We start from the raw sequence: 23,470 nt of genomic DNA on the forward strand, positions 1-23,470 counted from the left end.
GCTGCGTTACGGAAAGACCTTGTCGATCACGGCTTTCAACCGCGCCAAAGCCGCGTCGACATCGTAGAGCTTGTCGAGGCCGAACAGACCTAGACGGAAGGTCATGAAGCCTTCAGGCTCATCCACTTGCAACGGTACACCCGCGGCAATCTGCATCCCATGCTCCATGAAGGCCGCGCCGGATTTGATCGCCGGATCGTTCGTGTAGCTCACCACCACGCCGGGTGCGCCGAAGCCCTCGGCGGCGACGGATTGGACGCCCTTCTCAGCCAACATCGCGCGGACGCCGTTGCCCAACGCCCATTGCGCGTCTTTCAGCTTTTCAAAGCCAAATTCCTGCGTCTCGACCATCGTGTCCCGGAACACACGCAGCGCGTCGGTGGGCATGGTCGCGTGATAGGCATGGCCGCCATTCTCATATGCTTTCATGATGTTGTGCCAGCCCTTGAGGTTGCTGGCGAAGGAGTTCGATTCCGTCTCTTCCATCCGCGCCACAGCACGCTCGGACATCATGACAAGGCCCGCGCAAGGTTGTGCCGACCAGCCCTTCTGCGGGGCGGAGATCAGGACATCGACGCCCATCGCCTTCATATCGACCCAGGCGCAGCCCGACGCGATGCAATCGAGCACCATCAGCGCGCCGACCTCATGCGCGGCCTCGGCCAAGGCGGTGATGTAGGCGTCGGGCAGTATGACCCCGGCGGAGGTTTCGACATGGGGCGCGAACACGATGCCGGGCTTGGCCTCACGGATTTTGGCCACGACTTCTTCGATGGGCGCGGGCGCGAACGGCGAGGTCGGCGCGTTGCCCGTCTGGCGCGCTTTCATCACCGTGACGTCTTTCGCAAACCCGCCCGCGTCGAGGATTTGCGACCAGCGGAAGCTGAACCAGCCATTACGGACGACAAGCACGTCAGTGTCCTGCGCGAACTGGCGGGCCACGGCCTCCATCCCAAAGGTTCCACCACCCGGCACAAGAGCCACCGCGTCAGCGTTATAAACGTCTTTCAACATCGACGAGATATCATTCATCACGCCTTGAAATGCCTGCGACATTGAATTGAGCGAGCGGTCGGTGAAGACCACCGAATACTCCAGCAGGCCATCGGGATCGACGTTGGGCAGCAGCGCGTTCATGGGCGGTATCCTTCTCGAAAAGCTTGGCATGTTGCTACCCGTGCCGGATGGCGGCGTCACGGTCTATCTTGGCATACTTCGGGCACCGTGCCCCTCGTTCCGGGCCTCGTGTTTCCGATAGGCGTCAGCCGAGCGGGCCGGGGCGCTGTTCTTCGCTAAGCAGCACGTTGGCCTCCACATTGCCGACGCTTGGCAGGGTCATGATGCGGCGGCGCAGGACGCGCTCGAAATCGGGCAGATCGCGGGCTGTGACGCGCAGGCGGTAGTCGTAGAGTCCAAGCACATGTTCGACCGTCTGCACCTCGGGGATCGCAGTGATCGCACGCTCGAAATCTTCGAGGTTGGTGCGCGATTTGGTGGAGAGTTTGACGCCCAGAAAGACCGTCACACCGAAGCCGAGCTTTTCGGCATCGAGGCTCAGGCGGCGGCCCGCGATGATCCCGGCCTCCGTCAGGCGTTGGATACGCCGCCATGTGGCGGGCTGGCTGAGGCCCACGCGGCGGCCGATCTCGGACGCCTTCAGCGTCGCGTCACGGGCAAGGTGCCGAAGAATGGAAAGGTCTGTGGCGTCGGGGGTCACAGCGGCAGGCTCTGCGAGTTTTTGATCGTGGCAACCTGCATCAGCGCCTCGATATCCGCGATATGCGGCAAGGTCAGGATGCGGTTGCGGTAGATCTGCTGATACTCGCCAAGGTCCTTGGCGATGATCTTCAGTCGCGCGTCGACGCGGCCCAGGAAAGTCTGGATCTCGATCACCTCGGGCACATCGCGGGCGGCATCAAGAAATTCATCGAACGCGCGCGGGTTGGTTTTATCGAGAATAATGCGAAGCGAGACCTCAACCGCATAGCCAAGCGCCTGCCAGTTGATGATCGCGTGCTGACCTTTGATGGCGCCGCTGGAGTGCAGCTTTTCCAGCCGTTTGTAGGCCGTGGCCAACGGCAAGCGCGCAGCCTCGGCCAAAGCACCCACGGGTTGGGAGGGGTCGGCTTGCAGATGGCGGAGAAGCCGCCTGTCGCTGTCGTCAAGCATTGGATATTTATCAGAACAAAGATACGCGCATGATTTTCTCACTTACCATCGGAATTTCTCCACCGCAAACGGCGATTTTACCAAGCCGTTAGGGCAAACCCTGCGTTAGACACACATTCCGATGGGAGAAAGACATGCGCGTTTATTATGATCGCGATTGCGATGTGAACCTGATCAAAGACATGAACGTGGCCATCTTGGGCTACGGCAGCCAAGGCCACGCCCATGCGCTGAACCTGCGCGACTCCGGCGCGAAAAACGTGGTCGTCGCCCTGCGCGAAGGCTCCGCCTCTGCCGCAAAAGCCGAAGGCGAAGGCCTCAAGGTCATGGGCATCGCCGAAGCGGCGGCCTGGTGTGACCTGATCATGTTCACCATGCCCGATGAATTGCAGGCCGAGACCTACAAGAAATACGTCCACGACAACCTCAAAGATGGCGCAGCGATCGCTTTTGCCCACGGCCTGAACGTGCATTTCGGCCTGATCGAGCCCAAGCCCGGCGTCGACGTCATCATGATGGCCCCCAAAGGCCCCGGCCACACCGTGCGCGGCGAATACACCAAGGGCGGCGGCGTGCCCTGCCTTGTGGCCGTGGACAACGACGCCTCCGGCAAAGCGCTTGAGATCGGCCTGTCCTACTGCTCTGCCATCGGTGGTGGCCGTTCGGGCATCATCGAGACGAACTTCCGTGAGGAATGCGAAACCGACCTGTTCGGTGAGCAGGCAGTTCTGTGTGGCGGCCTCGTTGAGCTGATCCGCATGGGCTTCGAGACGCTGGTCGAAGCGGGCTACGCGCCCGAGATGGCGTATTTCGAGTGCCTGCATGAAGTGAAGCTGATCGTGGACCTGATCTACGAAGGCGGCATCGCGAACATGAACTATTCGATCTCGAACACGGCGGAATACGGCGAGTACGTCTCCGGCCCGCGCGTTCTGCCCTATGAGCAGACGAAGAAAGAGATGAAGGCGATCCTGACCGACATTCAGACCGGCAAGTTCGTGCGCGACTTCATGGCCGAAAATCAGGTGGGCCAGCCGTTCTTCAAAGGCACGCGCCGCATGAACGACGCGCACCAGATCGAGGAAGTCGGTGAAAAGCTGCGCGCCATGATGCCGTGGATCTCTGACGGCAAGATGGTCGACAAGTCCAAGAACTGACGGCCCGAGCGACCGCAGTTCGAAGGCGTGCCCCTTTGGGAGGAGGGGCGCGCCTTTTTCATGTCAGCGACGGGGTGCTGTCACCGGGTTTGGGCCGGGGCCGTCTTTGGCCAGCGACGATTTCGGCGCGTCGGGGTCTTCAAGCCGCTCTTCCGTGCGCTTCTTGCTGATCGTTGCCCAGGCCAGAAAGGCCAGCATCGTCATCAGGAACAGGCCTGCGAGGAAATACCACGTCTCCATTTGTCTTCTCCGGTTTGTTGCGATCTGCAAAGACAACGGGCCAGTGCGGTATGAAGTTCCACCCCTCCTCCGCGACAAAGGCGGCCTTTCCGGCTATGCTCAACCGCAGGAGGAGTGTTCAGATGGAATTCATCACGAAAGACCTGCCCGAACAAAACTACATCTACGTTGACCGCGAATGCGGCTATGGCCCTGAAATCGCCGAAGCCATGGGATCGGCCTTTGGCGAAGTCTATGGCTTTGTTCAGGAAAACGGGATCACGCCACTCTCAATGCCCCTGACGGTCTATTTGGGCATGGACCCCAAGGTGCTGCGCTTTCGGGCCGGTTTCGCGGTGTCGGCGGAAGATGCCGCGCGGGTCAACGGCACGATCAAAGCCGATACCTTACCCGGCGGCGCAACCATGACGGGTGTCCATGTCGGGCCCTATGACCGGATGAACGAAACCCATCAAGCGATGTGGGCGCATATGGAAGCCGACGGGATCAAGGGTGGCATGCCGATTTGGGAGGTCTATGTCGACGATCCCGATACGGTGGAGGCCGACAAATTGCGCACCGAGATTTATTGCACGCTTGGTTGACCCCCTGCCCCACGCGGGCGACATCTGAGCGATGAAAGTCACCATCCGCCCCGCCCTGTCCGACGACCGCCCCGCCATTGAGGCGGCCAGCCGGGAAACGTGGGACGCGCACCGCGCGCGCCAACCCTTTGCTTTCGCCGAAAACGGGTGGGACTTCGGCATGGCGCGCTGGCACGAAATCGCCTTTCGCGGACCAACGGCGGAACCGCTTGGCGAAAGTGGCAATCTGTTTCTGGCCGATGCGGGTGGGCAGATGGTCGGCTTCGTGTTGCTCAGCTGGCATTTGCGCGCCGATGTGGAAGATATGCCAGACGGCGCGATCCTCGATATCTGGGTCCATCCCGATTGGCGGCACAAAGGCGTGGGGCAGAATTTAGTGGGCTTTGCCAAGGACATGGCAACAGAAGCCGACTGGGACAGTCTGACAGCGGATGTCTGGACAGGTGCGCCCTCAAGTGGGTTGTTCGAAGCGGCTGGCTTTGCGCCGCAAAGCACAACATGGCGCTTCGGCCCCGACCGTCCGGCGCGGGCACGGGTGAAACGCGAAGAAGCAAAGGCCGAGTCTGAGGATCGCTGGTGGAAATGGGCCGTACTGCTGGTGATCGTGGCTTGCTTCGCCGCCATTATGATGACCCAGCAATGAGTGCCTCCCCCTCCGCGCCCGGGGCGCTCAATTGGTTTCTGATCATCGCCCTTGGCGTGATCTGGGGCACGGCGTTCATGGGAGTGTCCACCGCGCTGACGGGCCTGACGCCGTGGTGGATAACGGCGGGCCGGGTGGGCTTGGCCGCGCTGATCTTACTGCCAGTGGGCGCACTGATGGGGCAGGGATTGGGCAAGGTCCGGGGTGGGCGTGCCTGGGCCGTGATCGCCTTTATGGGTTTGATTTCAACCGCTTTACCCTTCGCACTTCTCAGCTGGGGCCTGACCCAGGTGCCGTCGGCTTTTGCGGGCGTTGCCATGGGTACGGTGCCGTTGCTGGTGCTGCCGCTCGTGGCGGTGTTCTCGCCTGACGAAGGCATTGGCCCCCGCCGGATCGTTGGCGTCGTGCTTGGGTTTGCGGGATTGGTTTTGCTGATGGGACCGGGGGCTTTTGGCGAGGGTAAATTGGCCGGGCGGCTGGCCTGTGTGGGGGCTGCGGCCTGTTATGCCGTGGGCTCGGTCGTAACACGGCGTGCGCCGCCCATTCCGCCGGTGGCCTTCGCCGCTGGCAGCATGTTGATAGGGGCCATAGCGCTTGTTCCATTGGCCTATGCTTTCGAAGGCGTGCCAGAATTGACGCGCGCCGCCGCTCTTTGGGCCTTATTCTACGTGGCGCTTCTGCCAACGGGAATCGCCGCGATAATTCGCGTGCGCGTGATCACGACGGCGGGGTCACTGTTCATGTCGCTGACCAGCTATATGGTGCCCCTCTGGGCGGTGATCTTTGGCGTCACGATCATGGGCGAGGCCCTGCCCGCGCAGCTATTCTGGGCGTTGGGCATCATCTTGGCGGGGATCGGCATTAGCCAATCCCGCGCAATCGCTCAGCAGCTGCGGCCCAAGACCAAAACGTAATATGCCCCATTGCTGGCAAAGCCGAACTGCGTGGCCTGCGGCGCAAGGATATTGCGGCGATGGCCGTTCGAGTTCATCCAATCGGAGAAGACTTGCTGCACAGTGGCTTGCCCGTAGGCGATGTTTTCGGCCGCGAAACATGCGCTGTAATTGGCCGCGCGTGTGCGTGTCGTCAACGTAGACCCACCGGAGCCCGTGTGCCCGAAATTGCCCGTCCGGGCCATGTCATCAGCATGGGCCTGTGCCGCCGCTTGGAGTGCCGCAGAATGGCCCAAAGGTCGGGTCAAACCGTTGCGGGCCCGTAACGCTGAGACGCGCGCGCCAACAGTGGCGATGTCGACGCTTTGACCGAAGGTCAGCCGCGTGTCCCCGCCGGACGTGTCACGGCTGGTGACGCTTGGTGTGCAGGCCATAGCCCCGATGGCCAATGCCGCGATTGCGGCGATCGTGTGGATCTTCATTTTGAGTGATCCCTCATTTTTTGCTCGATGCGCATAAAATGCCTGAGGCGGAGGCTTGCAGCAAGCGTGATGAAATCGGGGTTTGATGAGATTGTGGATAAAACTTTGGATAAAATTTAATGATGTTCGAAAATATGAACTATTTATAGCAAGGAAGCGTCTTTCCGGCTTTTTTGTGTCGGGAAAGTCTACACTTGTTCGGCAAGCTCGTGCGCAAGACGCCGCTGCTGCTCTAATGCAGTACTCAAATTCAGCGTCGTAATCTCGCCTTCAGCCACCACGCGCCGTCCTTCGACAAACAAGTCGCGCACCCGGCGTGGCCCGGCCAAGAGCAGTGCCGCCATGTCCCAGTTCCCGGCCGCCTCAACGCCGGTCATGTCCCAGATAGCCAGGTCAGCCCGGAACCCCGGGGCAATTTGGCCCAATACATCGCCGCGCCCCAACACTTCTGCCCCGCCTCGGGTGGCAATACGCAGTGCCTCGCGCGCAGACATCGCGGATGGGCCGGAGGCGACACGCTGCAGCAACATGGTCTGGCGCGCTTCATCTACCAGCGATCCCGCATCGTTGGACGCCGATCCATCGACCCCAAGGCCGACCTTCACGCCTGCATCCCGCATCGCGCGTACTGGCGCGATGCCTGAGGCGAGGCGACAGTTCGAACAGGGGCAATGGGCCACGCCCGTGCCGGAGCGTGCGAACAGGTCAATCTCCTGCCCGTCGAGCTTCACGCAATGGGCGTGCCAGACATCATCGCCAGTCCAACCCAGATCTTCGGCATATTGCCCGGGACGGCAGCCGAATTTCTCGAGCGAATAGGCAATATCTTCATCATTTTCAGCAAGATGGGTGTGCAACATCACACCCTTGTCCCGCGCCAGAAGCGCCGCATCGCGCATCAGTTCGCGGCTGACGGAGAAGGGCGAACAGGGCGCCACGCCGACCCGACACATCGAAGCCGGGGACGGATCGTGGAAGGTGTCGATCACGCGAATGCAATCGTCGAGTATGGCGGCCTCATCCTCCACGAGGCTGTCCGGGGGCAATCCGCCGTCCGACACGCCGATGGACATCGCGCCGCGTGTCGGGTGGAAGCGCAGGCCAATTTCGGCTGCGGCCTCAATCGTGTCATCCAGACGCGCGCCATTTGGGTAGAGATAGAGATGATCGGAGGAGGTCGTGCAGCCCGTCAGGGCCAGTTCCGCCAAGCCAATTGTCGCGGAAACGCGCATATGATCCGGCGTGAACCGGGCCCAGATCGGATAGAGCGTCTGCAACCAACCGAACAACGCCGCGTCCTGCGCGCCGGGCACGGCACGGGTCAGCGTCTGGTAGAGGTGATGGTGCGTGTTGACCAAACCGGGCGTCACCAGACAACCCGCGCAATCGAGCGTCTCAGCCGCCGACAGGCCGTGGCCAATTTCCGAAATCTCTCCGTTTCTCAGCAGGATATCGACATCACGCGGCTCATCACCCGCATCGTTCATGGTCACGGCAAGGCCGATATTCTTTAGGACGAGCTCAGCCACGGATTGCCCCCTGAACCAGCGCCATCGCTTCTGCATGGAGCGCCTCAGACGCCGCCGCGATGGCCCGCCCGCCATCGTGGACGGGGCCGCCCTCCCAATCGGTCACGATGCCACCCGCCGCCTCGATCACTGCAATCGGCGCGGCAATGTCATAGGCGTTCAGGCCCGCTTCGATCACCAGATCAATCTGCCCGGCGGCCAAGAGCGCATAGGCGTAGCAATCGCAACCGTAGCGCACCAATTGCACCCGGTCGCGCACAGCCTCAAACCCCGTGCGATCTTCTGCCGTGCCAACTTCCGGGAAGGTTGTGAACAGGGTGGCCTCAGAGAGCGTGGCAGAGGGCGCGACGGCCAGCGGGCGTTCGCCTTGAGGGCCGGTAAGGCGCGCATGTCCCAGACCGCCCTCAAACCGCTCACCAATGTAAGGCTGGTCGATCATTCCATAGAGCGGGCCACTGGAATTGTTCAACGAAATCAACACGCCCCATGTGGGTGTGCCAGAGACAAAACCTCGTGTGCCGTCAATCGGATCAAGGACCCATGTCAGCCCAGAGGTGCCCAGTTTGGCTTCTTCCTCTTCCCCGAGGATCGCATCATCTGGCCTGCGTTCGGCCAGCACAGCGCGCATCGCCGCCTCACCCGCGCGATCGGCCACTGTTACAGGATCGTAGTGGTCCACCTCTTTCGAGACAGTACCAAGGGACGCGCCGCGGAAATGCGGCAGGATCGCCGCGCGCGCCGCATCGGCCATGGCATGAGCGCAGGCCACAATCTCATCCTGAAGGTCTTTGGAAAGATCAGTCATCGCAAGGTCCCGGTCCGGTTGCATCTTGGGGTGCACCGGGCCGGGGGCCGCGTCAAGCGTCCTGCCGGTCAGGCGGCAGCTGACTCCGACAAGACGCGGGCCAGATCGAACAGACGCCTGCGCTGGTTTTCCGGGATCGCATAGTAAGATCGGACAAGCTCCAACGCCTCCCGATCCGCAAGCAGATCGCCGGGCAGACCTTCGGCCTCATGGGGGGCGTCAGTCGCGCCCTCCTGCTCGTCCATTCCCTCAAAGAAATACGAGACCGGGATCGAAAGTGCCGCGGCCATATCCCACAGACGTGAGGCCGAAACACGGTTCATGCCCGTCTCATACTTCTGAATCTGTTGGAATTTGATTCCGACATGGCCGGCAAGCTGTTGCTGGGTCATGCCCACCATCCACCGGCGATGGCGGATGCGTTTGCCGACGTGAACGTCAATTGGGTGCTTCACAAGGTCTCCCCCTCGATAGAACACGGTCGTCCGATACTGGCCCTTAAGCCGTCACCAACGCCGGGGTCTGAAACCGACGCCTCCTAAGCCAAGGGTAGTGCGGCAAGGGTGGCGTTCAATGAATGGTTGTAATTTTTTCAACGATTGCCGTTTGGGCCGGGCTGGCCAAGCCAGAACGGACAGGCTAGGCCCTGTGTCCAAGCGGCGGAGAAAGGCGAAGATATGCGTGCATTTACTGTCTCGGATCATGGGGTTGCTCCGGCGGTCGTCGATGTGCCTGAACCTTCGCCCGGCCCCGGACAGGTCAAAATCCGCATCAAGGCCTGCGGGTTGAATTTCGCCGATCTGCTGATGGCCAAAGGCACATATCAGGATACGCCAGCCCTGCCCTTCACGCTTGGTATGGAGATTGCAGGTGTGGTCGAAGCGCAGGGCGACGGCGTCACCGCGCCCGCCATTGGGGCCCGCGTGGCCGTTTTCGAGGGCGCAGGCGGCTTGGCCGAGGCCGGTGTCTTTGACGCGGCACGTTGCGTGGTGATCCCCGATGAGATGCCGTTCGACCACGCGGCAGGGTTCATCGTTGCCTACGGGACGTCCCACCTCGCACTCACGGATCGCGCCCATCTGAAAGCGGGTGAGCGTCTGCTGGTTCTGGGTGCCGCTGGCGGTGTGGGCCTAACGGCGGTGGAACTTGGGGCCGCCATGGGGGCCGAGGTCATTGCCGTGGCGCGCGGGGCGGAGAAGTTGGCGGTCGCCAAGGCGGCGGGTGCGGCCCATGTGCTGGACAGTGATACGGCGGATATCCGGGCCGAGGTGAAGGCGCTTGGCGGGGCGGATGTCGTCTACGACGCGGTGGGCGGCGACGGGTTCAAGGCCGCGATGCGCGCAACCAACCCCGGCGGGAGGCTTCTGGTGATCGGGTTCGCCAGTGGCGACATCCCGCAAATTCCGGCCAATCATTTGCTGGTCAAGAACATCGACGCCATTGGCTTCTACTGGGGCGGCTACCTGCGGTGGGCGCCGGATCGGCTGGCCAAAAGCCTTGGGCAGTTGATGGACATGTATCGCGACGGCCAGTTGAAGCCGCATATCGGCGCTGTGCGTCCGTTGGACGAGGCAGGCGAGGCAATGGACCTGCTGCGGCAGCGCAAGGTCTCCGGCAAGGTTGTCGTCACGATCTAGGCGCGCGCGGAAATCTCAAGATTTCCACTCGAAAAACGGCCGTTTTTCGGCCCGCTCACATAGCCCGGTACGACTGGCGCAGGAAATCCACGAGGGAATCGAGCGGCTCCGTCCGCTTCAACTCGCTCCGGTACATGTTGATCTGGATGCGCGGCAGCGCGGGCAATGCGCCGTTATGTTCGATCTTCTCGGCATAGGGCGATTCCGTGCCTTCGATGATCGCATGAACCGCAAGATCGGCGCTGACCGTGGCCTCCACGGTGCGGATCGAGTCGGCCTCAACGGCCATTTCCCAACTGATCCCGGCCGCATCCAGCGCCGATAATGCCGGGCCACGGAAGATGCACGCATCCTCCAACGCCAGCCGCAAGGGCCGCTGCCGCCACATCTGCCCGTTCTGCGCACCAACCCAGACCATGGGCCGTTCCAGCAGCGTCTCACCGCCTCGGTCCAGATCCTCTTCCGTGGTCAGGATCACATCGATTTCGCCCCGCGCAAAGGCGGCTTTGAGGTTGATTGTGCCCATCGACAGAAGCTGCACTTTCATTCGCGGAAAGGCCTTGTTGAAGCGTTGCAGCACTTCCGGAATGGCGGGGTAGACGACATCGTGGGGAACGCCGAGGGAAATCTCGCCCTCATATTCCTTGGCCGTCAGCCGCCCCAGCACCTCATCATTCAACTCAAGCATTCGGCGCGCGTAGCTCAGCATCTGCTCACCCGCGCCGGTCAGGTTCAGCTTGCGTTCGGCGCGGTTGAACAGGGCCACATCCAGCGCCTCTTCCAAACGCTTGAGCTGCATCGAGACCGCCGATTGCGTGAGGTTCAGAAAGCCCGAGGCTTTCGTGACACCGCCCGCATCCACAACCGCCACAAAGGCGCGGAGCGAGGTGAGGTCGAGGTTCCGGGGCATCCATCAATCTCCGTGATGTTAAGCTTCACAATCATTCACTATCAAAATGTAATCTACCGGTCCATACATCACATATCGAAATGAACTCTCCCCATTTCGTCACAAACGCTGAAAGGAAAGCAAATGGCTGATCTATCCCTGTCCCGTCCCCATATCGGTTGCAGTGCAAAGACTGCGCCAGAGGTCCGCCTGACCGTCTTTCAGCGGATTTTTGGCGTGTGGCGTCAGCGCCAACACCTCGACCGGCTCGACGCCCATATGCGCCGCGATATCGGCGTAACGGACGCCCAAATCCACCGCGAGGTGGAACGCCCGATCTGGGATGTACCCACAACTTGGCGGCTTTGAGGGCGCCTCATAGCAAAAAACTATCGGTCCTTGTGGTTTCCATAGGGACCGATTGCTTGAAAAAGCCCCCCGCGTCACCGATATTCTCCCGTGAAGGGCCCTTTCCGGGCCTTGCCTGATTTTGGAGGACCAAATGGCTGAATATCAGACGATGCGCTCCCAGGGCATGGCGACCTCCGCCGCGGAGATCGACGCCGGCCTGCGCGCGCACATGAACAAAGTCTACGGGACCATGTCGATTGGTCTGCTGGTGACCTTTGCGGTGGCTTGGGCTTTTGGCTCGAACCCGGCGCTGCTGTCGATCCTGAATGATCCTGTCACGCTGCAGCCCACGATCCTTGGCTGGGTCGTGATGTTTGCCCCGCTTGCCATGATCTTCGCGTTTGGCGCAATCATCACGCGCGCGTCCGCGGCTGCGGCGCAAGTGTTCTTCTACGTCTTTTCCGCCGTCATGGGGGCTTCGATCGCGTACATCTTCGCGGTCTACACCGGCGCGTCGATTGTGCAGAGCTTCCTGGCCACGGCCGTCGCTTTCGCCTCACTTAGCCTTTGGGGCTATGTGACGAAGAAGGACATCTCCGGCTGGGGTGCGTTCCTGATCATGGGCCTGATTGGTGGTATCGTGCTGATGGTAATCTCGCTGGTCATGAGCGCCTTCTTCGGCATCGTGATCCCGGGCTTCGACATCGCAATCTCGCTGATGCTGCTGCTCGTGTTTGCTGGCCTCACCGCCTATCACACGCAGACGATCAAGCAGGACTACATCGACCATGCACAATATGGCGACACCGAGTGGCTTCAGAAATCCGCCATCATGGGCGCGCTGAACCTCTACATGTCGTTCATCAACATGTTCCTGATCATCCTCAGCTTCCTCGGCAATCGCGAGTAAGTCTGCGGAAATCTGATACCAAAGGGCCGGGTCTTCCCCGGCCCTTTTTTGTTGCAAGGGTCCTGCCGCAATGGCACGGTCGACCCACGGGGCAGCGGCGCCCCGTCAGGCCCCCGACCAACCGGATTTCCAAGGGCCCAAGGCTTGCGAATGCGACGCTTTGGACGATCCGGAGGAAGGGCCAGAACATGCCCGCACAGTTTCCCAAAATCACGCCCCTTGAGGCGCTTGCCGCCATGGCCAGCGACACCGCCCCAACCCTGCTGGACGTGCGGCTGCCAGAAGACCAAGACGGCACCCGCATCCTCGGTGCAGTCGCTGTCCCTTACGAGGATGTGGCGCAACAAGCCGCGCTCTGCCCACACGGGGCCATCGTCATCTGCCACAAAGGCCTCAAGATCAGTGCCGGGGCCACCGCTCGCCTGAACCTGCACCGTGTGACGGCGCAACGCCTCAGCGGCGGCCATATCGGCTGGGACGCGGCGGGCCTGCCGGTGACACAAACCGACAGCCCGGCAATAATCGCAGGCCCGCTCGAGTCCAACGCAGAAGACGCTCTGGCGCTTTGGGCCGCCTGCCGCTTCATCGCCCCCCAAGCGGAGGTGCTGGAAGTGCCTCGCGCCTACTTGGACGGCGTGTGCGCCCGGTTCAACGCCAGCCAAGCACTGCCTTTGCCCGCCATACCCGGCCTCTCCGCGCTGGCTAACAGTCTCGATACCATCACACTCGCCCTGCACGCGGCCCCGCCCTCCGCACTCTTCCCCACCTTCGACCTCGCCTTTCGCGGGGCCTTACGCCATGAAATGGCCATGCAAGAGGTCCGGGCATGAGCACAGCATCCCTTTCCCAGATGATCCGCGTCTTCGGGCGCATCGGTCTGCTGTCGTTCGGCGGGCCTGCCGCCCAGATTGCCCTGATGCATAAGGAGTTGGTCGAAGACCGCCACTGGCTGACCGAGCGGCAATACCTCAATGCGCTCAGCTTCTGCATGTTGCTGCCGGGTCCGGAGGCGATGCAGCTGGCGACTTACGCAGGCTGGCGGATGCGCGGCACACTTGGCGGGCTGATCGCGGGGCTGTTATTCGTGCTGCCCGGTGCCGCCGTGATCCTCGCGCTGGCCTCCGCCTACGCGGCCTACGGAACAGTTCCATGGGTCGCAGCCGCCTTTCTCGGCATCAAGGCAACCGTCATCGTTATCGTCCTACAGGCGCTACTGAAAGTCTCCGCCAAGGCGCTCAAAAACGCCATGGCCTATGCCCTCGCCGTCGCGGCCTTCGCAGCCATCTTCGCCCTCGGCATCCCTTTTCCTTTCCTCATCGCCGCCGCCGCACTGATCGGTGCGATGACCATGCAGGGGGATACATCTGAAGCCCCCACCATCACCGTCTCTGCCACACGCACGTTTGGCACCATAGCGCTGTGGGGTACGTTCTGGCTCGCCCCCCTCCTCGGCCTGTGGCTGTTCGCCCCAGCCCTCCTCGCGGACATCGCCACCTTCTTCTCTACACTCGCCATCGTCACCTTCGGCGGGGCCTATGCGGTGCTGGCCTACATGGTCCAGGAGGTCGTGCAGGGATACGGCTGGCTGACCACCGACCAGATGATGGATGCGCTGGGGCTGGCCGAAACCACGCCCGGACCGCTGATCCTTGTGACGCAATTCGTAGGCTTTCTGGCAGGCGAACAAGCGGGCGGCTGGGGGATGGGTCTGCTGGCCGCGCTGGTCACGCTCTGGGTCACATTCACCCCCTGCTTCCTGTGGATTTTCGCGGGCGCCCCATACGTGGAATGGATCGCCACCCGCCCCCGCCTGACCGGCGCACTGTCCGGCATCACCGCAGCGGTCGTAGGCGTCATCGCCAACCTCTCTGTCTGGTTCGCCCTCAATGTCTGGTTCACCGGGGGCACGTTCACCCTTTCAGCGCTCGACCTACGCGCCCTCGCCCTCTCAGCGCTGGCCGCCGTCTTGCTCGTATGGCGCAAATGGGACCTGCTGATCGTGCTGCCAATCATGGCAGCGGCAGGGATCGGCATATCTGTGATTTGAGGTGTTGACTCGGGGCACCACGCCGGTAAAAGGCGCGTCTCTACCAGACGTTCGCGAGTGCGGCCCGGTGCCGCCCGCCCCGACTTTGCAGGAGCCTGACCATGGCGAAGCCAACCACAATTAAAATCCGCCTCAACTCGTCCGCCGGTACGGGCCACTTCTACGTGACCAAAAAGAACGCGCGCACGATGACCGAGAAGATGGTCGTACGAAAGTACGATCCCGTTGCGCGGAAGCATGTCGAATACAAGGAAGGCAAGATCAAGTAAGATCCCCCCGTTCCAAAGACCGACAAAAGGCCGCGCCGAGCAATCGACGCGGCCTTTTCTTTTGCTCTGGCGACAGAGCGGCCCAACAAACAGGAGGACAGGGCCATGGTTGAAGAGATCGTCATAAGAACCACCAGCGGGGCCGACCTGCCCGCCATCGACGCGCTTCTGGCTGCGTCCTACCCGGTGCTTCTGAAACCCGACTACCCGCCGTCGGTTCTCGTCACCTGCCTGCCCCTGATCACCCGCGCACGACCGGAATTGCTCCGCTGTGGCTCCTACTACATGGCCGAGGATGAAAACGGCAAAGCGCTGGCGGCAGGCGGCTGGACCCACGGTGCGCCGCAAGGCGGTGTCGGCCCCCGCGATGTGGGCCATATCCGCCACGTCGTCACGCACCCGGACGCGACACGAAAGGGCCTCGCCCGCTCGATCCTACAGCGCAGCTTCGGTGCGGCGAAGGCGTCGGGCGTGCGTTGGATGATGTGCCAGTCGACCCGCACGGCCGAGCCCTTCTACACCGCCATGGGTTTCCAGCGGCGCGGCGAGATCGACATTCTCCTGCGCCCCGGCATCGCCTTCCCGGCGGTCGAAATGATCCGCGCGCTCTGACTCGCATCAGCGCAGCGGATCCCCGGCGCCGCGCGGACCTCTCCCCCGCGCGGCGCCCCATCTTCCGTTATCCCAACCCTAGAGCTCGACCGTTTCCATCACCTCCGGGTCCAACACCCGCACGCCCGGCAACGCCGCCTTCAACGGCTCAGCCGACTGCTCCAACAACGGAAACGTCTTGTAGTGAACCGGGATCACCGTCTCGAACCGGAACAGCTTTGAGGCCGCATAAGCCGCCCGATTCATATCCATCGTGAAATGCCCGCCAGCGCACAGGATCCCAATCTCGGGCGCATGAATACCCTGCAACACCGACATATCGGCCATCACGTCCGTATCTCCCGATACGTAGACGCACCGCCCCTCGCCCTCGATCATGTACCCAGCCGGGTCGCCCGCATTGTACATCCGTCCATTATGGGTCAGCGACGAGGAATGGGCGGCATTCACCATTGTCACGGCCACCTCTCCAATCCGAACGGTGCCGCCCTTGTTGAACCCAACCGTTTCAACTCCATGAACCTCCGCCAGAAACCCGGCCAATTCGACGATGCCGTAAAGCGTCACGCCCAGTTCCTTCGCCATCTCCGCCACACCCTCGGCATGATCAAAATGGCCGTGGGTCAGCAAGATCGCTGTCACCCCCTCCAAAGCCTCCGCCCGCCGTTCATCAGGGAAGGACGGATTACCCTCCAACCACGGATCGATCAGCAGGACCTCGCCGCCGATCTCCAACCGCACGCTCGCATGGCCCAACCATGTGTATTTCATCGCTCATCTCCCTATTTCCGCACCCTTCCAGCCTAGCCCGCCCGCCCAACGGCGCAACCACGCTTGAAGCCCCCGCGCGCCGCCGCTAAACCCGGCCCGTTCTGTCAAAGGATAAACCGCTTATGTCCATCGATACCGCCACCGCCGCCAAGGTCGCGAAACTGGCCCGGATCAAAGTCGAAGAGGCCGAGCTTCCGGCCCTCGCTCAGGAATTCAACGCCATCCTCGGCTTCATCGAGCAACTCGAAGAAGTCGATTTCGAAGGCGTGGAACCGATGGTGTCGGTCACGCCGCAACGCCTGAAACGGCGCGAGGATGTGGTCACCGATGGCGACCAGCCCGCCAAGGTGCTGTCCAACGCGCCCGACGCGCGCGAAGGCTTTTTCTCGGTCCCGAAGGTGGTGGAATAATGTCTGATCTGAACAAACTGACCATCGCCGAGGCCCGCGACGCGCTGCGCAAGGGCGACGTGACCTCCGTTGAACTGACCGAAGCCTGCCTCACGGCCATCGACGCAGCCGACGCGCTTGGCGCGTTTGCTCACAAAACGCCCGAACTTGCCATGGACCGCGCCAAGGCGGCGGACGCGCGCATCAAGGCGGGCGATGCGCCCGACATGTGCGGCATCCCCGTGGGCATCAAGGATCTGTTCTGCACCGAAGGCGTGGCCAGCCAAGCCGCGTCCCGCATCCTTGAAGGATTCAAGCCGGAATACGAATCGACCGTCTCAGGTAAGCTGCGCGATGCGGGCTCCGTCATGCTCGGCAAGCTGAACATGGACGAATTCGCCATGGGCTCGTCGAACGAGACCTCGGTCTATGGCAACGCGATCAACCCGTGGCGGTCTGGCAATTCCGACGCCGCGCTGACGCCGGGCGGCTCCTCGGGTGGCTCGGCCTCCGCCGTGGCTGCGGACCTCTGCCTTGCCGCCACCGGCACAGACACCGGCGGCTCCATCCGCCAACCTGCCGCCTTCACCGGCACCGTGGGCCTCAAGCCCACCTATGGCCGCTGCTCACGCTGGGGCATCGTGGCCTTTGCGTCCTCGCTCGATCAAGCGGGGCCGATGACCAAGACGGTCCGCGACACCGCGATCATGGGCGCGGCGATGATGGGCCATGACCCGAAAGACAGCACATCGGCGGATCTGCCCGTGCCGGATTTCGAGGCGATGTTGACCGGCGATATCAAGGGCAACGTCATTGGTATTCCAAAGGAATACCGCATGGACGGGATGCCGGACGAGATCGAAAAGCTCTGGGCCGAAGGCACCGCGATGCTGAAAGATGCGGGCGCTGAGATCCGCGATATCTCGCTGCCGCATACCAAATACGCCCTGCCCGCCTATTACGTGATTGCACCGGCTGAGGCGTCGTCAAATCTCGCTCGTTACGATGGCGTACGCTTCGGCTACCGGGCCGAGATGGCGCCCGGTGACGGCATCACCGAGATGTACGAAAAAACCCGCGCCGAAGGCTTCGGGGCCGAGGTAAAGCGCCGCGTGATGATCGGCACCTACGTGCTGTCGGCAGGCTTCTATGATGCCTACTACAACCGCGCCCGCCGCGTGCGTGCGCTTATCAAGCAGGACTTCGATGACGTCTTCGCGCAAGGCGTCGACGCGATCCTGACGCCCGCCACACCATCTGCTGCATTTGAATTGGGTAAAGAGGTCAGCGACCCGGTTGAGATGTACCTCAACGACGTTTTCACCGTGACCGTGAACCTAGCGGGCCTGCCCGGCGTAGCGGTGCCCACGGGCATGGATCGCAACGGCCTGCCCCTTGGCCTGCAGTTGATTGGACGACCATGGGAGGAAGGCGAATTGCTCAACACCGCTTATGCGCTGGAATCCGCCGCAGGGTTTGTGGAAAAGCCCGCCCGTTGGTGGTAGGTTGCCCGTCAACGAGACGAATGAGGCGAGTAAAGTGATGGTGTCCCCCCGTATTTCAGCAGGTGCTCTGGCATGTGCTCTTCTGGCCCTGGGGGCCTGTGGCGACGTTCCCAATGACGTGTCTCCGGGTTTGCAGCAGGAAACCAATCTTGGGCCCGTGGGCCAGCGGCCTACCATTGGCCAGATCTCGGCCACCCCGTTCGAGGCCGGTGAGCCTGCCGCGGCCGGACCGTCCGGTAGCATCGAAAGCATTGCAGCCGGTGCAATTGCCGAAGCGGAACAGTCCGGGTCTACTGGCGGTGGTGGTGTCTTCGACAATATCCAGCCGCAAAATGCAGCCGATGCACTTCCCCCGCCGATCATCCCGCGCGTGGCCGCCTTTGCAATCCGCACGACCCACGCGCCGGGCCAACGCCAATGGCGACGCAACCCGTTCCGCCGCAACAATGGCGCCGATTGCGCAAGCTATGAGAGCCGCGATTTGGCGCAGGACGCCTTCCTGCGCGAAGGCGGGCCGGAACGCGATCCGATGGGCCTCGACCCCGACGGCGACGGCTTTGTCTGTGGCTTTGATCCCGCCGGCTATCGCTCAGACGCGGCTGCCGCCAACGCGCCGGAGCCGATCCCGCAATTCGGTGATCCGCTAGAAGCGCCTGTCGAACCTGCAAATTGATCGCTCCATAAGAAGCCCGAATTTCGGGGAAAGGCGCGACGGGCTTCGACCCGAACTTGTGGTGATCCATTACACTGCGATGAAGACTTGCACGGGGGCTGCGAAGGCGCTCTGCGATCCTGAACGCGAGGTCTCCGCCCATTACCTGATTGGCCGCGATGGCACGGTGTTTGAGCTGGTCGATCCCGACATGCGCGCCTGGCACGCCGGACAGGGCGAATGGCGCGGGGCGGGCGATGTGAATTCCCGCTCCATCGGGATCGAGCTGGATAACGATGGGTTTTCGCCATTCTCCGCGCCGCTCATGGCATCGCTTGAGGCGCTCCTCCTCCGCCCTGCGGGTGTCCTCGCAGCTTACGGGATTGGAGCAGAGGGCGTGATCGGCCATTCCGACATGGCCCCGGGCCGCAAGATCGATCCCGGGCGTCGGTTCGATTGGAAGCGACTGGCGCGATTGGGGGCGGCGGTCTGGTCGAACGCTGTGGGTGAGGCCGTGGATGCAGATGCGTTCCGGCGCGATGCCACAGCCTTTGGCTATGGCGCGATGGCGGATGATCTGCTGCTGGAGGTTGTGCGGATGCGGTTCCGGCCTTGGGCGCGTGGGCCACTAGATGGCACGGATTGTGCGATCATGGCAGATCTGGCCGCGCGCTTCGGGGTTGAACGGGGTGCGGCCGGCGCGTAGAGCGGGCCTCGCGCGGAGGGCTGGATGGCCGCTGGGGCTTTGAAAAACGCCCTAGAGGAAAGTCCGGACTCCCTGAAGAGACGGTGCCGGGTAACGCCCGGGCGGAGCAATCCGACGGAAAGCGCCACAGAGAACAGACAGCCATGCTTGCATGGTAATGGTGAAACGGTGGGGTAAGGCCCACCGGGGCCCTGGCAACAGGGCTCGCATGGCAAGCCCCACCGGGAGCAATGCCGAATAGGGACCGCATTATGGGGGCTTCACCCCGCGGTCCGGGTTGGCAGCTAGAGTGGCCGGGCAACCGGTCGCCGAGAGGAATGGTCATCCAGAGGGGTTCGCCCCTTGGACAAAATCCGGCTTACAGGCCCTCCGCGCAAAATTTGTTTTTAGGGGCACGCGATGCGCGCGAGGGGCTTTGCCCCCGTCCTGACGGACTCCCCCAGGATACTTTCGGCACATGGAAAACAGGCTCAATCGCGACGCGCTGCGAAGAAATCCTTGAGCAGGGCGGCGGCCTCCGCCTCGTGAAGGCCTGCGTAGACCTCGGGAACGTGATGGGCCTGGGGATGCTCGAAAACGCGGGGGCCCTGTGCGACGCCCCCTGATTTCGGGTCGGGCGCGGCGTAGTAGAGGCGCTCCAGTCGCGCGGCGGCGATGGCCCCGGCGCAGGCGGGACACGGCTCCAACGTGACCCAGAGCGCGCAGCCGGTCAGGCGTTCGGTTTCCAGCGCTGCGCAGGCCGCGCGGATCGCCAGCATCTCCGCATGGGCGGTGGGATCGTACAATTCGCGCATTCGGTTCCCCGCCCGCGCGATGATTTCGCCATCTTTCACCACCACGGCGCCAACCGGCACCTCGCCCCGCGCGGCGGCGGCGTGCGCTTCAGCCAAGGCTTCCGGCATGAAATCGGTGAAATCGCTCATGGCCCGTTGGTTGCCGCTTTCGGGCGGGGTGTCAAACCTGTAGGGCTGTCCCATGGACGGAGATCGCATCGCAAAAGTACTCAGCCGCGCCGGCGTCGCCTCGCGCCGGGAAGCCGAGCGCATGATTGGCGAGGGCCGCATCTCGGTGAACGGCAAGGTCATCGACAGCCCCGCGCTGAACGTGACCGAGCGCGACACTATTCTGGTTGACGGCAACCCGATCCCCGAAGTCGAGCGCCCGCGCCTGTGGCTTTACCACAAGCCCTCGGGCCTCGTGACCAGCGCTTCGGATGAGAAAGGCCGCAAGACCGTTTTCGATGACCTGCCCGAGGGAATGCCGCGCGTCATGTCCGTGGGGCGCCTTGACCTGACCTCCGAAGGTCTGCTGCTCCTGACCAATGACGGTGGCATCAAGCGCAAGCTGGAGCTGCCCTCCACCGGCTGGGTGCGCAAATACCGCGTGCGCATCAAGGGCGCGCCCAAGGATGAGGATTTCGCCCCCCTCCGCAAGGGCATGACGATCGAGGGCGAGCGCTTTCAGCCCATGGATATCACTTTCGACCGCCAGCAGGGCGCCAACGCCTGGGTCACCATTGGCCTGCGCGAGGGCAAGAACCGTGAAATTCGTCGCGCCATGCAAGAGATCGGCCTGGTCGTGAACCGCCTGATCCGCATCTCCTACGGGCCGTTTCGGCTGAACCAGCTCAAGGCCAGCGAAGTCGAGGAAGTCCGCCCCCGCGTGCTGCGCGACCAGTTGGGGCTGGACGCCGCCACCGAAGGCCATGCCGAAGCCAAGCCCAAGCCACGCCGCAAAAAGCCCGCTGGCGCGGCAAAACCCGGCACATCGCTGCGCAAAAAGGGCGCTAAGTCTCCTCGTCGGGGCTCTCGTCCTCCTCAAGGCTGAACCGCTCGATCAGCGGGGCCTGGGACATAAAGACGACGAATAGGAACGCGGGCAGCACGAAGGTCTCGAACGTGACCCAGAAGCGGTCCGACTGCGTGCGCCAGATGACTTCATTCGCCACGCCCATCGCCACAAAGGCCAGCGCCAGCCGCTTAGTCATGATCATCCAGCCCTCGTCCGCCATGGGCAGCCGGTCCCCCATCAGGAACTTCAGGTAGGATTGCCCCCGCGCCAACCCGATCCCCAGCATTGCCGCGAAGAAGGCATAAACGATCGTGGTCTTCATCTTGAAGAATTGCGGGTCATTGAACCACACGGTCAGCGCCCCGAAGAACACGACCATAATCGCCGTAAACACCTGAATGCGTGAGATAACGCCTGTCAGCTTCCACAGGATCGCAATGGTGGCCAGCAGGATCGGCACAAACGCAGCCGTGGCAATGATGAAACCGTCATATTCCGTTCCGCCGACCGTGACCGTCGTGTCCTCCAGCCGCAGATAGGCTATGAAAAACAGGATCGGCGGCCCGAGTTCGAGGCCGTTTTTCAGCCACGGATTGATTGCGCGTTCTTCAGCCATGAATGCTCCTTACCCACCTGCTTCAACTATCACCGCCCCCGCTGCGATCAACCCCATCAGCGCCACGCGCGTCGGGCCGACCTTCTCTTTCAGGAAGAGCCAGCCAATGAGTGCGGCGAACACGGTCGAGGTTTCGCGCAAAACCGCCGCCTCACCCACAGTGTCCAGTCGCGTGGCCAGCATCACCGCGCCGAAGGAGAACGGCGCGATCAAGCCACCCGCCATGCCACGCAGGGCCAACGGTCCGAGCGGTGGGCGCTCTTCCATCCGCAGATAGAAGCGCAGGGCGAGGAAGGGGAACAGCAGCCCGTCGATGAAGAAGAACCAGGCGAGGAACGTGAAGGGGTCCGCCGTCGCGCGGATGCCATAGGCGTCGAACGTTGTGTAAAGCGCCACGAATAGGCCCGTCAGAACCGCAAATCCCAGCGCGGGGATCAGCGTATCGCGCGCCACGGTGATCTTGGCCATGTTGTAAGCGGCCAGCCCGTAAAGCCCGGCCAGAAGCACGGCCACGCCGATCCATTGCACCACATTGAACGTCTCGCCGAACAACAACCATGCGCCGAAGATGGTGAACAGAGGCCCCGTGCCGCGCATGACCGGGTAGACGACTGTGTAGGCCCCGCGCCGAAACGACGATAAGACGGCCCACTTGTAAGGCACATGGATCACGAAAACGCCTAAGAAAATCAGCCACATATGCGGCTCGGGCCAAGGCACGACGAAGAACGCGAAGGGCGCTGCCATCAGGCAATAGCAGATGTCGATCACGCCCCGCGACAGAAGCGGATCATGGCGACCCTTTTGCAGCGCCCCGAACGCTGCGTGCAAAACGGCGGCCATCAGCGCTAGGATCAGGGCAAGGGTGGCCCCGGTTGGCGTGCCCTCAATACTTTGGACCCACGCACTCACTTAGTTTGCAGGCGTCCAGTCGGCGGTCAGCGTCAGGCGGTCGGGAATGGCAATATCGACCGGGATGCCGGTGCGCAGATCCTCAAAGATCCGGCCGGGCAGAAAGGGCTGGTCGTTGTTCAGCGACAACGCCAAAGTCCCGCGCGGCGTCGGCAAAGTGCGAAGGAAATCCACGATTTCGACCCGCGTTTCCGGTGAAATGACCCGCTGCGGCGCGCTGGCCAGCAATCCGTCTGCCATCGCCGCAAAGAACGCCATGGAGGCGGGCGAAAGATCGTTGCCATTGGCCTCAATCGGCGGCGCAATCGCTTGCTCGAACAGGCCGTTGAAGCCGATATCAACGCTCAGGTCCAACAGCGCGAAATTCTCGGCCTCCAAAACATAGGGCTGCCACCCGGCAGCAACGCCGTCCAGTGCGACCCCGACAAAATTGCCGTCGCCTAGATCAATGCGCAGGGAGCGGAGCGATAGCGCCTGCGTCGCCTCATCCCAACTGGAATGCAGTGAAATACTGTCTGCCGAAACCGGAACAAGCCATGCGAGGTCATCCGGCACGCCGAATTCGGTGTCGATAACCACGTCGAGGATTTCGAGCGACACAGTCGCGGGCAGGATCACATCGCCGCGGACCCAATCCATCGCTTCCGGTGCCAGCAGGCTGGCCGCGCGCGCTGTGTAGCGCACGCCAAGGTCTTGGACGTAGATTTCCAGATCCGTGACCGAGCAAGCACCCGGGCGCGCCTCCACCGTAGAGGTCGGCGATTGCGTCACTTCCCAGCCAAATTCCGCATCAAGGATGGTGTAGATCTGGCTTTCGATCTCACCGCATTCAGCGGTGTCAAAGGCGAAAACGGGGTGGGTCAGGCCAGCGATCAGGCCAGTGGCTAGCAGAAAATGACGCATCAATGGCC

At 62.4% G+C, this 23,470-nt stretch carries 30 protein-coding genes and 1 other RNA gene; 17 read left to right on the top strand and 14 right to left on the bottom strand.

What is annotated here, in order from left to right; translation table 11 throughout:
* Window positions 1–6: 6 nt before the first annotated feature.
* The 3 genes from V8J81_RS11575 to V8J81_RS11585 all read right to left on the bottom strand — a co-directional run bounded on the left by V8J81_RS11575 (window position 7) and on the right by V8J81_RS11585 (window position 2,169).
* Window positions 7–1,137: an aminotransferase class V-fold PLP-dependent enzyme gene (locus tag V8J81_RS11575; RefSeq protein ID WP_368475904.1), complete on the bottom strand. Its 1,131-nt coding sequence runs from the start codon at window positions 1,135–1,137 to the stop codon at window positions 7–9.
* Between the two features lie 124 nt (window positions 1,138–1,261).
* Window positions 1,262–1,717: an Lrp/AsnC family transcriptional regulator gene (locus V8J81_RS11580; RefSeq protein WP_368475905.1), complete on the bottom strand. Its 456-nt coding sequence runs from the start codon at window positions 1,715–1,717 to the stop codon at window positions 1,262–1,264.
* Window positions 1,714–2,169: an Lrp/AsnC family transcriptional regulator gene (locus V8J81_RS11585; protein WP_368475906.1), complete on the bottom strand. Its 456-nt coding sequence runs from the start codon at window positions 2,167–2,169 to the stop codon at window positions 1,714–1,716. The genes V8J81_RS11580 and V8J81_RS11585 overlap by 4 nt, the downstream gene beginning before the upstream one ends.
* Before the next feature lie 134 nt (window positions 2,170–2,303).
* Here V8J81_RS11585 and ilvC point away from each other — a divergent pair, with 134 nt between their 5' ends.
* Entirely contained in the window at window positions 2,304–3,326 is a 1,023-nt protein-coding gene (gene ilvC / locus V8J81_RS11590; RefSeq protein ID WP_368475907.1) for a ketol-acid reductoisomerase, read from the top strand.
* A gap of 63 nt (window positions 3,327–3,389) precedes the next feature.
* On the opposite strand, the gene V8J81_RS11595 is transcribed toward ilvC, so the two are convergent.
* The gene (locus V8J81_RS11595; protein ID WP_368475908.1) at window positions 3,390–3,566 is read right to left on the bottom strand and encodes a hypothetical protein; all 177 of its coding nucleotides are present in this window, start codon (window positions 3,564–3,566) and stop codon (window positions 3,390–3,392) included.
* Window positions 3,567–3,688: 122 nt separating this feature from the next.
* On the opposite strand from V8J81_RS11595, the gene V8J81_RS11600 reads away from it, so the two are divergent.
* Genes V8J81_RS11600 through V8J81_RS11610 form a run of 3 tightly spaced genes read left to right on the top strand, consistent with a single transcriptional unit; the run spans window position 3,689 to window position 5,707 of the window.
* Window positions 3,689–4,150, top strand: a complete 462-nt coding sequence (locus tag V8J81_RS11600) for a GyrI-like domain-containing protein (protein ID WP_368475909.1) — start codon at window positions 3,689–3,691, stop codon at window positions 4,148–4,150.
* A gap of 31 nt (window positions 4,151–4,181) precedes the next feature.
* Window positions 4,182–4,793 carry a GNAT family N-acetyltransferase gene (locus V8J81_RS11605; protein ID WP_368475910.1) on the top strand — a complete coding sequence of 204 codons (612 nt, stop codon included), beginning with the start codon at window positions 4,182–4,184 and terminating at the stop codon, window positions 4,791–4,793.
* Window positions 4,790–5,707 carry a DMT family transporter gene (locus V8J81_RS11610; RefSeq protein ID WP_368475911.1) on the top strand — a complete coding sequence of 306 codons (918 nt, stop codon included), beginning with the start codon at window positions 4,790–4,792 and terminating at the stop codon, window positions 5,705–5,707. Before V8J81_RS11605 ends, V8J81_RS11610 begins: the two co-directional genes overlap by 4 nt.
* On the opposite strand, the gene V8J81_RS11615 is transcribed toward V8J81_RS11610, so the two are convergent.
* From V8J81_RS11615 to V8J81_RS11630, 4 genes are all read right to left on the bottom strand, one after another.
* Complete coding sequence (locus V8J81_RS11615) at window positions 5,677–6,168, bottom strand: CAP domain-containing protein (protein WP_368475912.1); 492 nt, start codon at window positions 6,166–6,168, stop codon at window positions 5,677–5,679. The genes V8J81_RS11610 and V8J81_RS11615 overlap by 31 nt on opposite strands.
* Window positions 6,169–6,356: 188 nt before the next feature.
* Window positions 6,357–7,697 (bottom strand): 8-oxoguanine deaminase, encoded by a 1,341-nt coding sequence (locus V8J81_RS11620; RefSeq protein WP_368475913.1) that lies wholly within the window; start codon window positions 7,695–7,697, stop codon window positions 6,357–6,359.
* Window positions 7,690–8,502 carry a histidinol-phosphatase gene (gene hisN / locus V8J81_RS11625; protein ID WP_368475914.1) on the bottom strand — a complete coding sequence of 271 codons (813 nt, stop codon included), beginning with the start codon at window positions 8,500–8,502 and terminating at the stop codon, window positions 7,690–7,692. The genes V8J81_RS11620 and hisN overlap by 8 nt, the downstream gene beginning before the upstream one ends.
* A 68-nt stretch (window positions 8,503–8,570) precedes the next feature.
* A complete protein-coding gene (locus tag V8J81_RS11630) occupies window positions 8,571–8,957 on the bottom strand; it encodes a helix-turn-helix domain-containing protein (protein WP_368475915.1) in 387 nt (128 codons plus the stop codon).
* A 222-nt stretch (window positions 8,958–9,179) separates the two neighbouring features.
* On the opposite strand from V8J81_RS11630, the gene V8J81_RS11635 reads away from it, so the two are divergent.
* Window positions 9,180–10,139: an NADPH:quinone oxidoreductase family protein gene (locus tag V8J81_RS11635; RefSeq protein ID WP_368475916.1), complete on the top strand. Its 960-nt coding sequence runs from the start codon at window positions 9,180–9,182 to the stop codon at window positions 10,137–10,139.
* Between the two features lie 55 nt (window positions 10,140–10,194).
* Here V8J81_RS11635 and V8J81_RS11640 read toward each other — a convergent pair whose 3' ends face one another.
* Window positions 10,195–11,049: a LysR family transcriptional regulator gene (locus tag V8J81_RS11640; RefSeq protein WP_368475917.1), complete on the bottom strand. Its 855-nt coding sequence runs from the start codon at window positions 11,047–11,049 to the stop codon at window positions 10,195–10,197.
* Window positions 11,050–11,172: 123 nt separating this feature from the next.
* Here V8J81_RS11640 and V8J81_RS11645 point away from each other — a divergent pair, with 123 nt between their 5' ends.
* From V8J81_RS11645 to V8J81_RS11670, 6 genes are all read left to right on the top strand, one after another.
* The gene (locus tag V8J81_RS11645) at window positions 11,173–11,397 is read left to right on the top strand and encodes a DUF1127 domain-containing protein (protein WP_368475918.1); all 225 of its coding nucleotides are present in this window, start codon (window positions 11,173–11,175) and stop codon (window positions 11,395–11,397) included.
* Window positions 11,398–11,530: 133 nt separating this feature from the next.
* Window positions 11,531–12,289 carry a Bax inhibitor-1/YccA family protein gene (locus V8J81_RS11650; RefSeq protein WP_368475919.1) on the top strand — a complete coding sequence of 253 codons (759 nt, stop codon included), beginning with the start codon at window positions 11,531–11,533 and terminating at the stop codon, window positions 12,287–12,289.
* 188 nt (window positions 12,290–12,477) lie between these two features.
* The gene (locus V8J81_RS11655; RefSeq protein ID WP_368475920.1) at window positions 12,478–13,119 is read left to right on the top strand and encodes a rhodanese-like domain-containing protein; all 642 of its coding nucleotides are present in this window, start codon (window positions 12,478–12,480) and stop codon (window positions 13,117–13,119) included.
* Entirely contained in the window at window positions 13,116–14,336 is a 1,221-nt protein-coding gene (chrA, locus tag V8J81_RS11660) for a chromate efflux transporter (protein ID WP_368475921.1), read from the top strand. The genes V8J81_RS11655 and chrA overlap by 4 nt, the downstream gene beginning before the upstream one ends.
* A 101-nt stretch (window positions 14,337–14,437) precedes the next feature.
* Window positions 14,438–14,605, top strand: coding sequence for a 50S ribosomal protein L33 (gene rpmG / locus V8J81_RS11665; RefSeq protein ID WP_011454349.1), 168 nt, complete (start codon window positions 14,438–14,440; stop codon window positions 14,603–14,605).
* Window positions 14,606–14,710: 105 nt separating this feature from the next.
* Window positions 14,711–15,217, top strand: a complete 507-nt coding sequence (locus tag V8J81_RS11670; protein ID WP_368475922.1) for a GNAT family N-acetyltransferase — start codon at window positions 14,711–14,713, stop codon at window positions 15,215–15,217.
* Between the two features lie 78 nt (window positions 15,218–15,295).
* On the opposite strand, the gene V8J81_RS11675 is transcribed toward V8J81_RS11670, so the two are convergent.
* Window positions 15,296–15,988, bottom strand: a complete 693-nt coding sequence (locus tag V8J81_RS11675) for a metal-dependent hydrolase (RefSeq protein ID WP_368475923.1) — start codon at window positions 15,986–15,988, stop codon at window positions 15,296–15,298.
* Window positions 15,989–16,110: 122 nt separating this feature from the next.
* On the opposite strand from V8J81_RS11675, the gene gatC reads away from it, so the two are divergent.
* From gatC to rnpB, 5 genes are all read left to right on the top strand, one after another.
* On the top strand, window positions 16,111–16,398 hold the full coding sequence (gene gatC / locus V8J81_RS11680) for an Asp-tRNA(Asn)/Glu-tRNA(Gln) amidotransferase subunit GatC (RefSeq protein ID WP_368475924.1): 288 nt from the start codon (window positions 16,111–16,113) through the stop codon (window positions 16,396–16,398).
* Window positions 16,398–17,882 carry an Asp-tRNA(Asn)/Glu-tRNA(Gln) amidotransferase subunit GatA gene (gene gatA / locus V8J81_RS11685; RefSeq protein WP_368475925.1) on the top strand — a complete coding sequence of 495 codons (1,485 nt, stop codon included), beginning with the start codon at window positions 16,398–16,400 and terminating at the stop codon, window positions 17,880–17,882. The genes gatC and gatA overlap by 1 nt, the downstream gene beginning before the upstream one ends.
* A gap of 37 nt (window positions 17,883–17,919) precedes the next feature.
* Complete coding sequence (locus V8J81_RS11690; protein ID WP_368475926.1) at window positions 17,920–18,555, top strand: hypothetical protein; 636 nt, start codon at window positions 17,920–17,922, stop codon at window positions 18,553–18,555.
* Window positions 18,551–19,240, top strand: a complete 690-nt coding sequence (locus tag V8J81_RS11695) for an N-acetylmuramoyl-L-alanine amidase (RefSeq protein WP_368477633.1) — start codon at window positions 18,551–18,553, stop codon at window positions 19,238–19,240. The genes V8J81_RS11690 and V8J81_RS11695 overlap by 5 nt, the downstream gene beginning before the upstream one ends.
* Window positions 19,241–19,252: 12 nt before the next feature.
* Window positions 19,253–19,617: RNase P RNA component class A (gene rnpB, locus V8J81_RS11700), an RNA gene on the top strand.
* A gap of 93 nt (window positions 19,618–19,710) precedes the next feature.
* Here the strand turns inward: rnpB and V8J81_RS11705 are convergent.
* Entirely contained in the window at window positions 19,711–20,163 is a 453-nt protein-coding gene (locus tag V8J81_RS11705) for a nucleoside deaminase (RefSeq protein WP_439649889.1), read from the bottom strand.
* Window positions 20,164–20,215: 52 nt separating this feature from the next.
* Between V8J81_RS11705 and V8J81_RS11710 the strand changes: the two genes are divergently transcribed.
* The gene (locus V8J81_RS11710; RefSeq protein WP_368475927.1) at window positions 20,216–21,067 is read left to right on the top strand and encodes a pseudouridine synthase; all 852 of its coding nucleotides are present in this window, start codon (window positions 20,216–20,218) and stop codon (window positions 21,065–21,067) included.
* On the opposite strand, the gene V8J81_RS11715 is transcribed toward V8J81_RS11710, so the two are convergent.
* From V8J81_RS11715 to V8J81_RS11725, 3 genes are read right to left on the bottom strand one after another with little or no spacing between them, the layout of a single operon-like run.
* On the bottom strand, window positions 21,027–21,647 hold the full coding sequence (locus V8J81_RS11715; RefSeq protein ID WP_368475928.1) for an inner membrane-spanning protein YciB: 621 nt from the start codon (window positions 21,645–21,647) through the stop codon (window positions 21,027–21,029). The two genes, V8J81_RS11710 and V8J81_RS11715, sit on opposite strands and share 41 nt — an antisense overlap.
* 9 nt (window positions 21,648–21,656) lie before the next feature.
* Window positions 21,657–22,559: an EamA family transporter gene (locus tag V8J81_RS11720; RefSeq protein ID WP_368475929.1), complete on the bottom strand. Its 903-nt coding sequence runs from the start codon at window positions 22,557–22,559 to the stop codon at window positions 21,657–21,659.
* A complete protein-coding gene (locus V8J81_RS11725) occupies window positions 22,560–23,462 on the bottom strand; it encodes a hypothetical protein (protein WP_368475930.1) in 903 nt (300 codons plus the stop codon).
* Window positions 23,463–23,470: the final 8 nt, after the last annotated feature.

It is taken from the genome of Gymnodinialimonas sp. 202GB13-11 (assembly GCF_040932485.1).
Lineage (GTDB): Bacteria > Pseudomonadota > Alphaproteobacteria > Rhodobacterales > Rhodobacteraceae > Gymnodinialimonas > Gymnodinialimonas hymeniacidonis.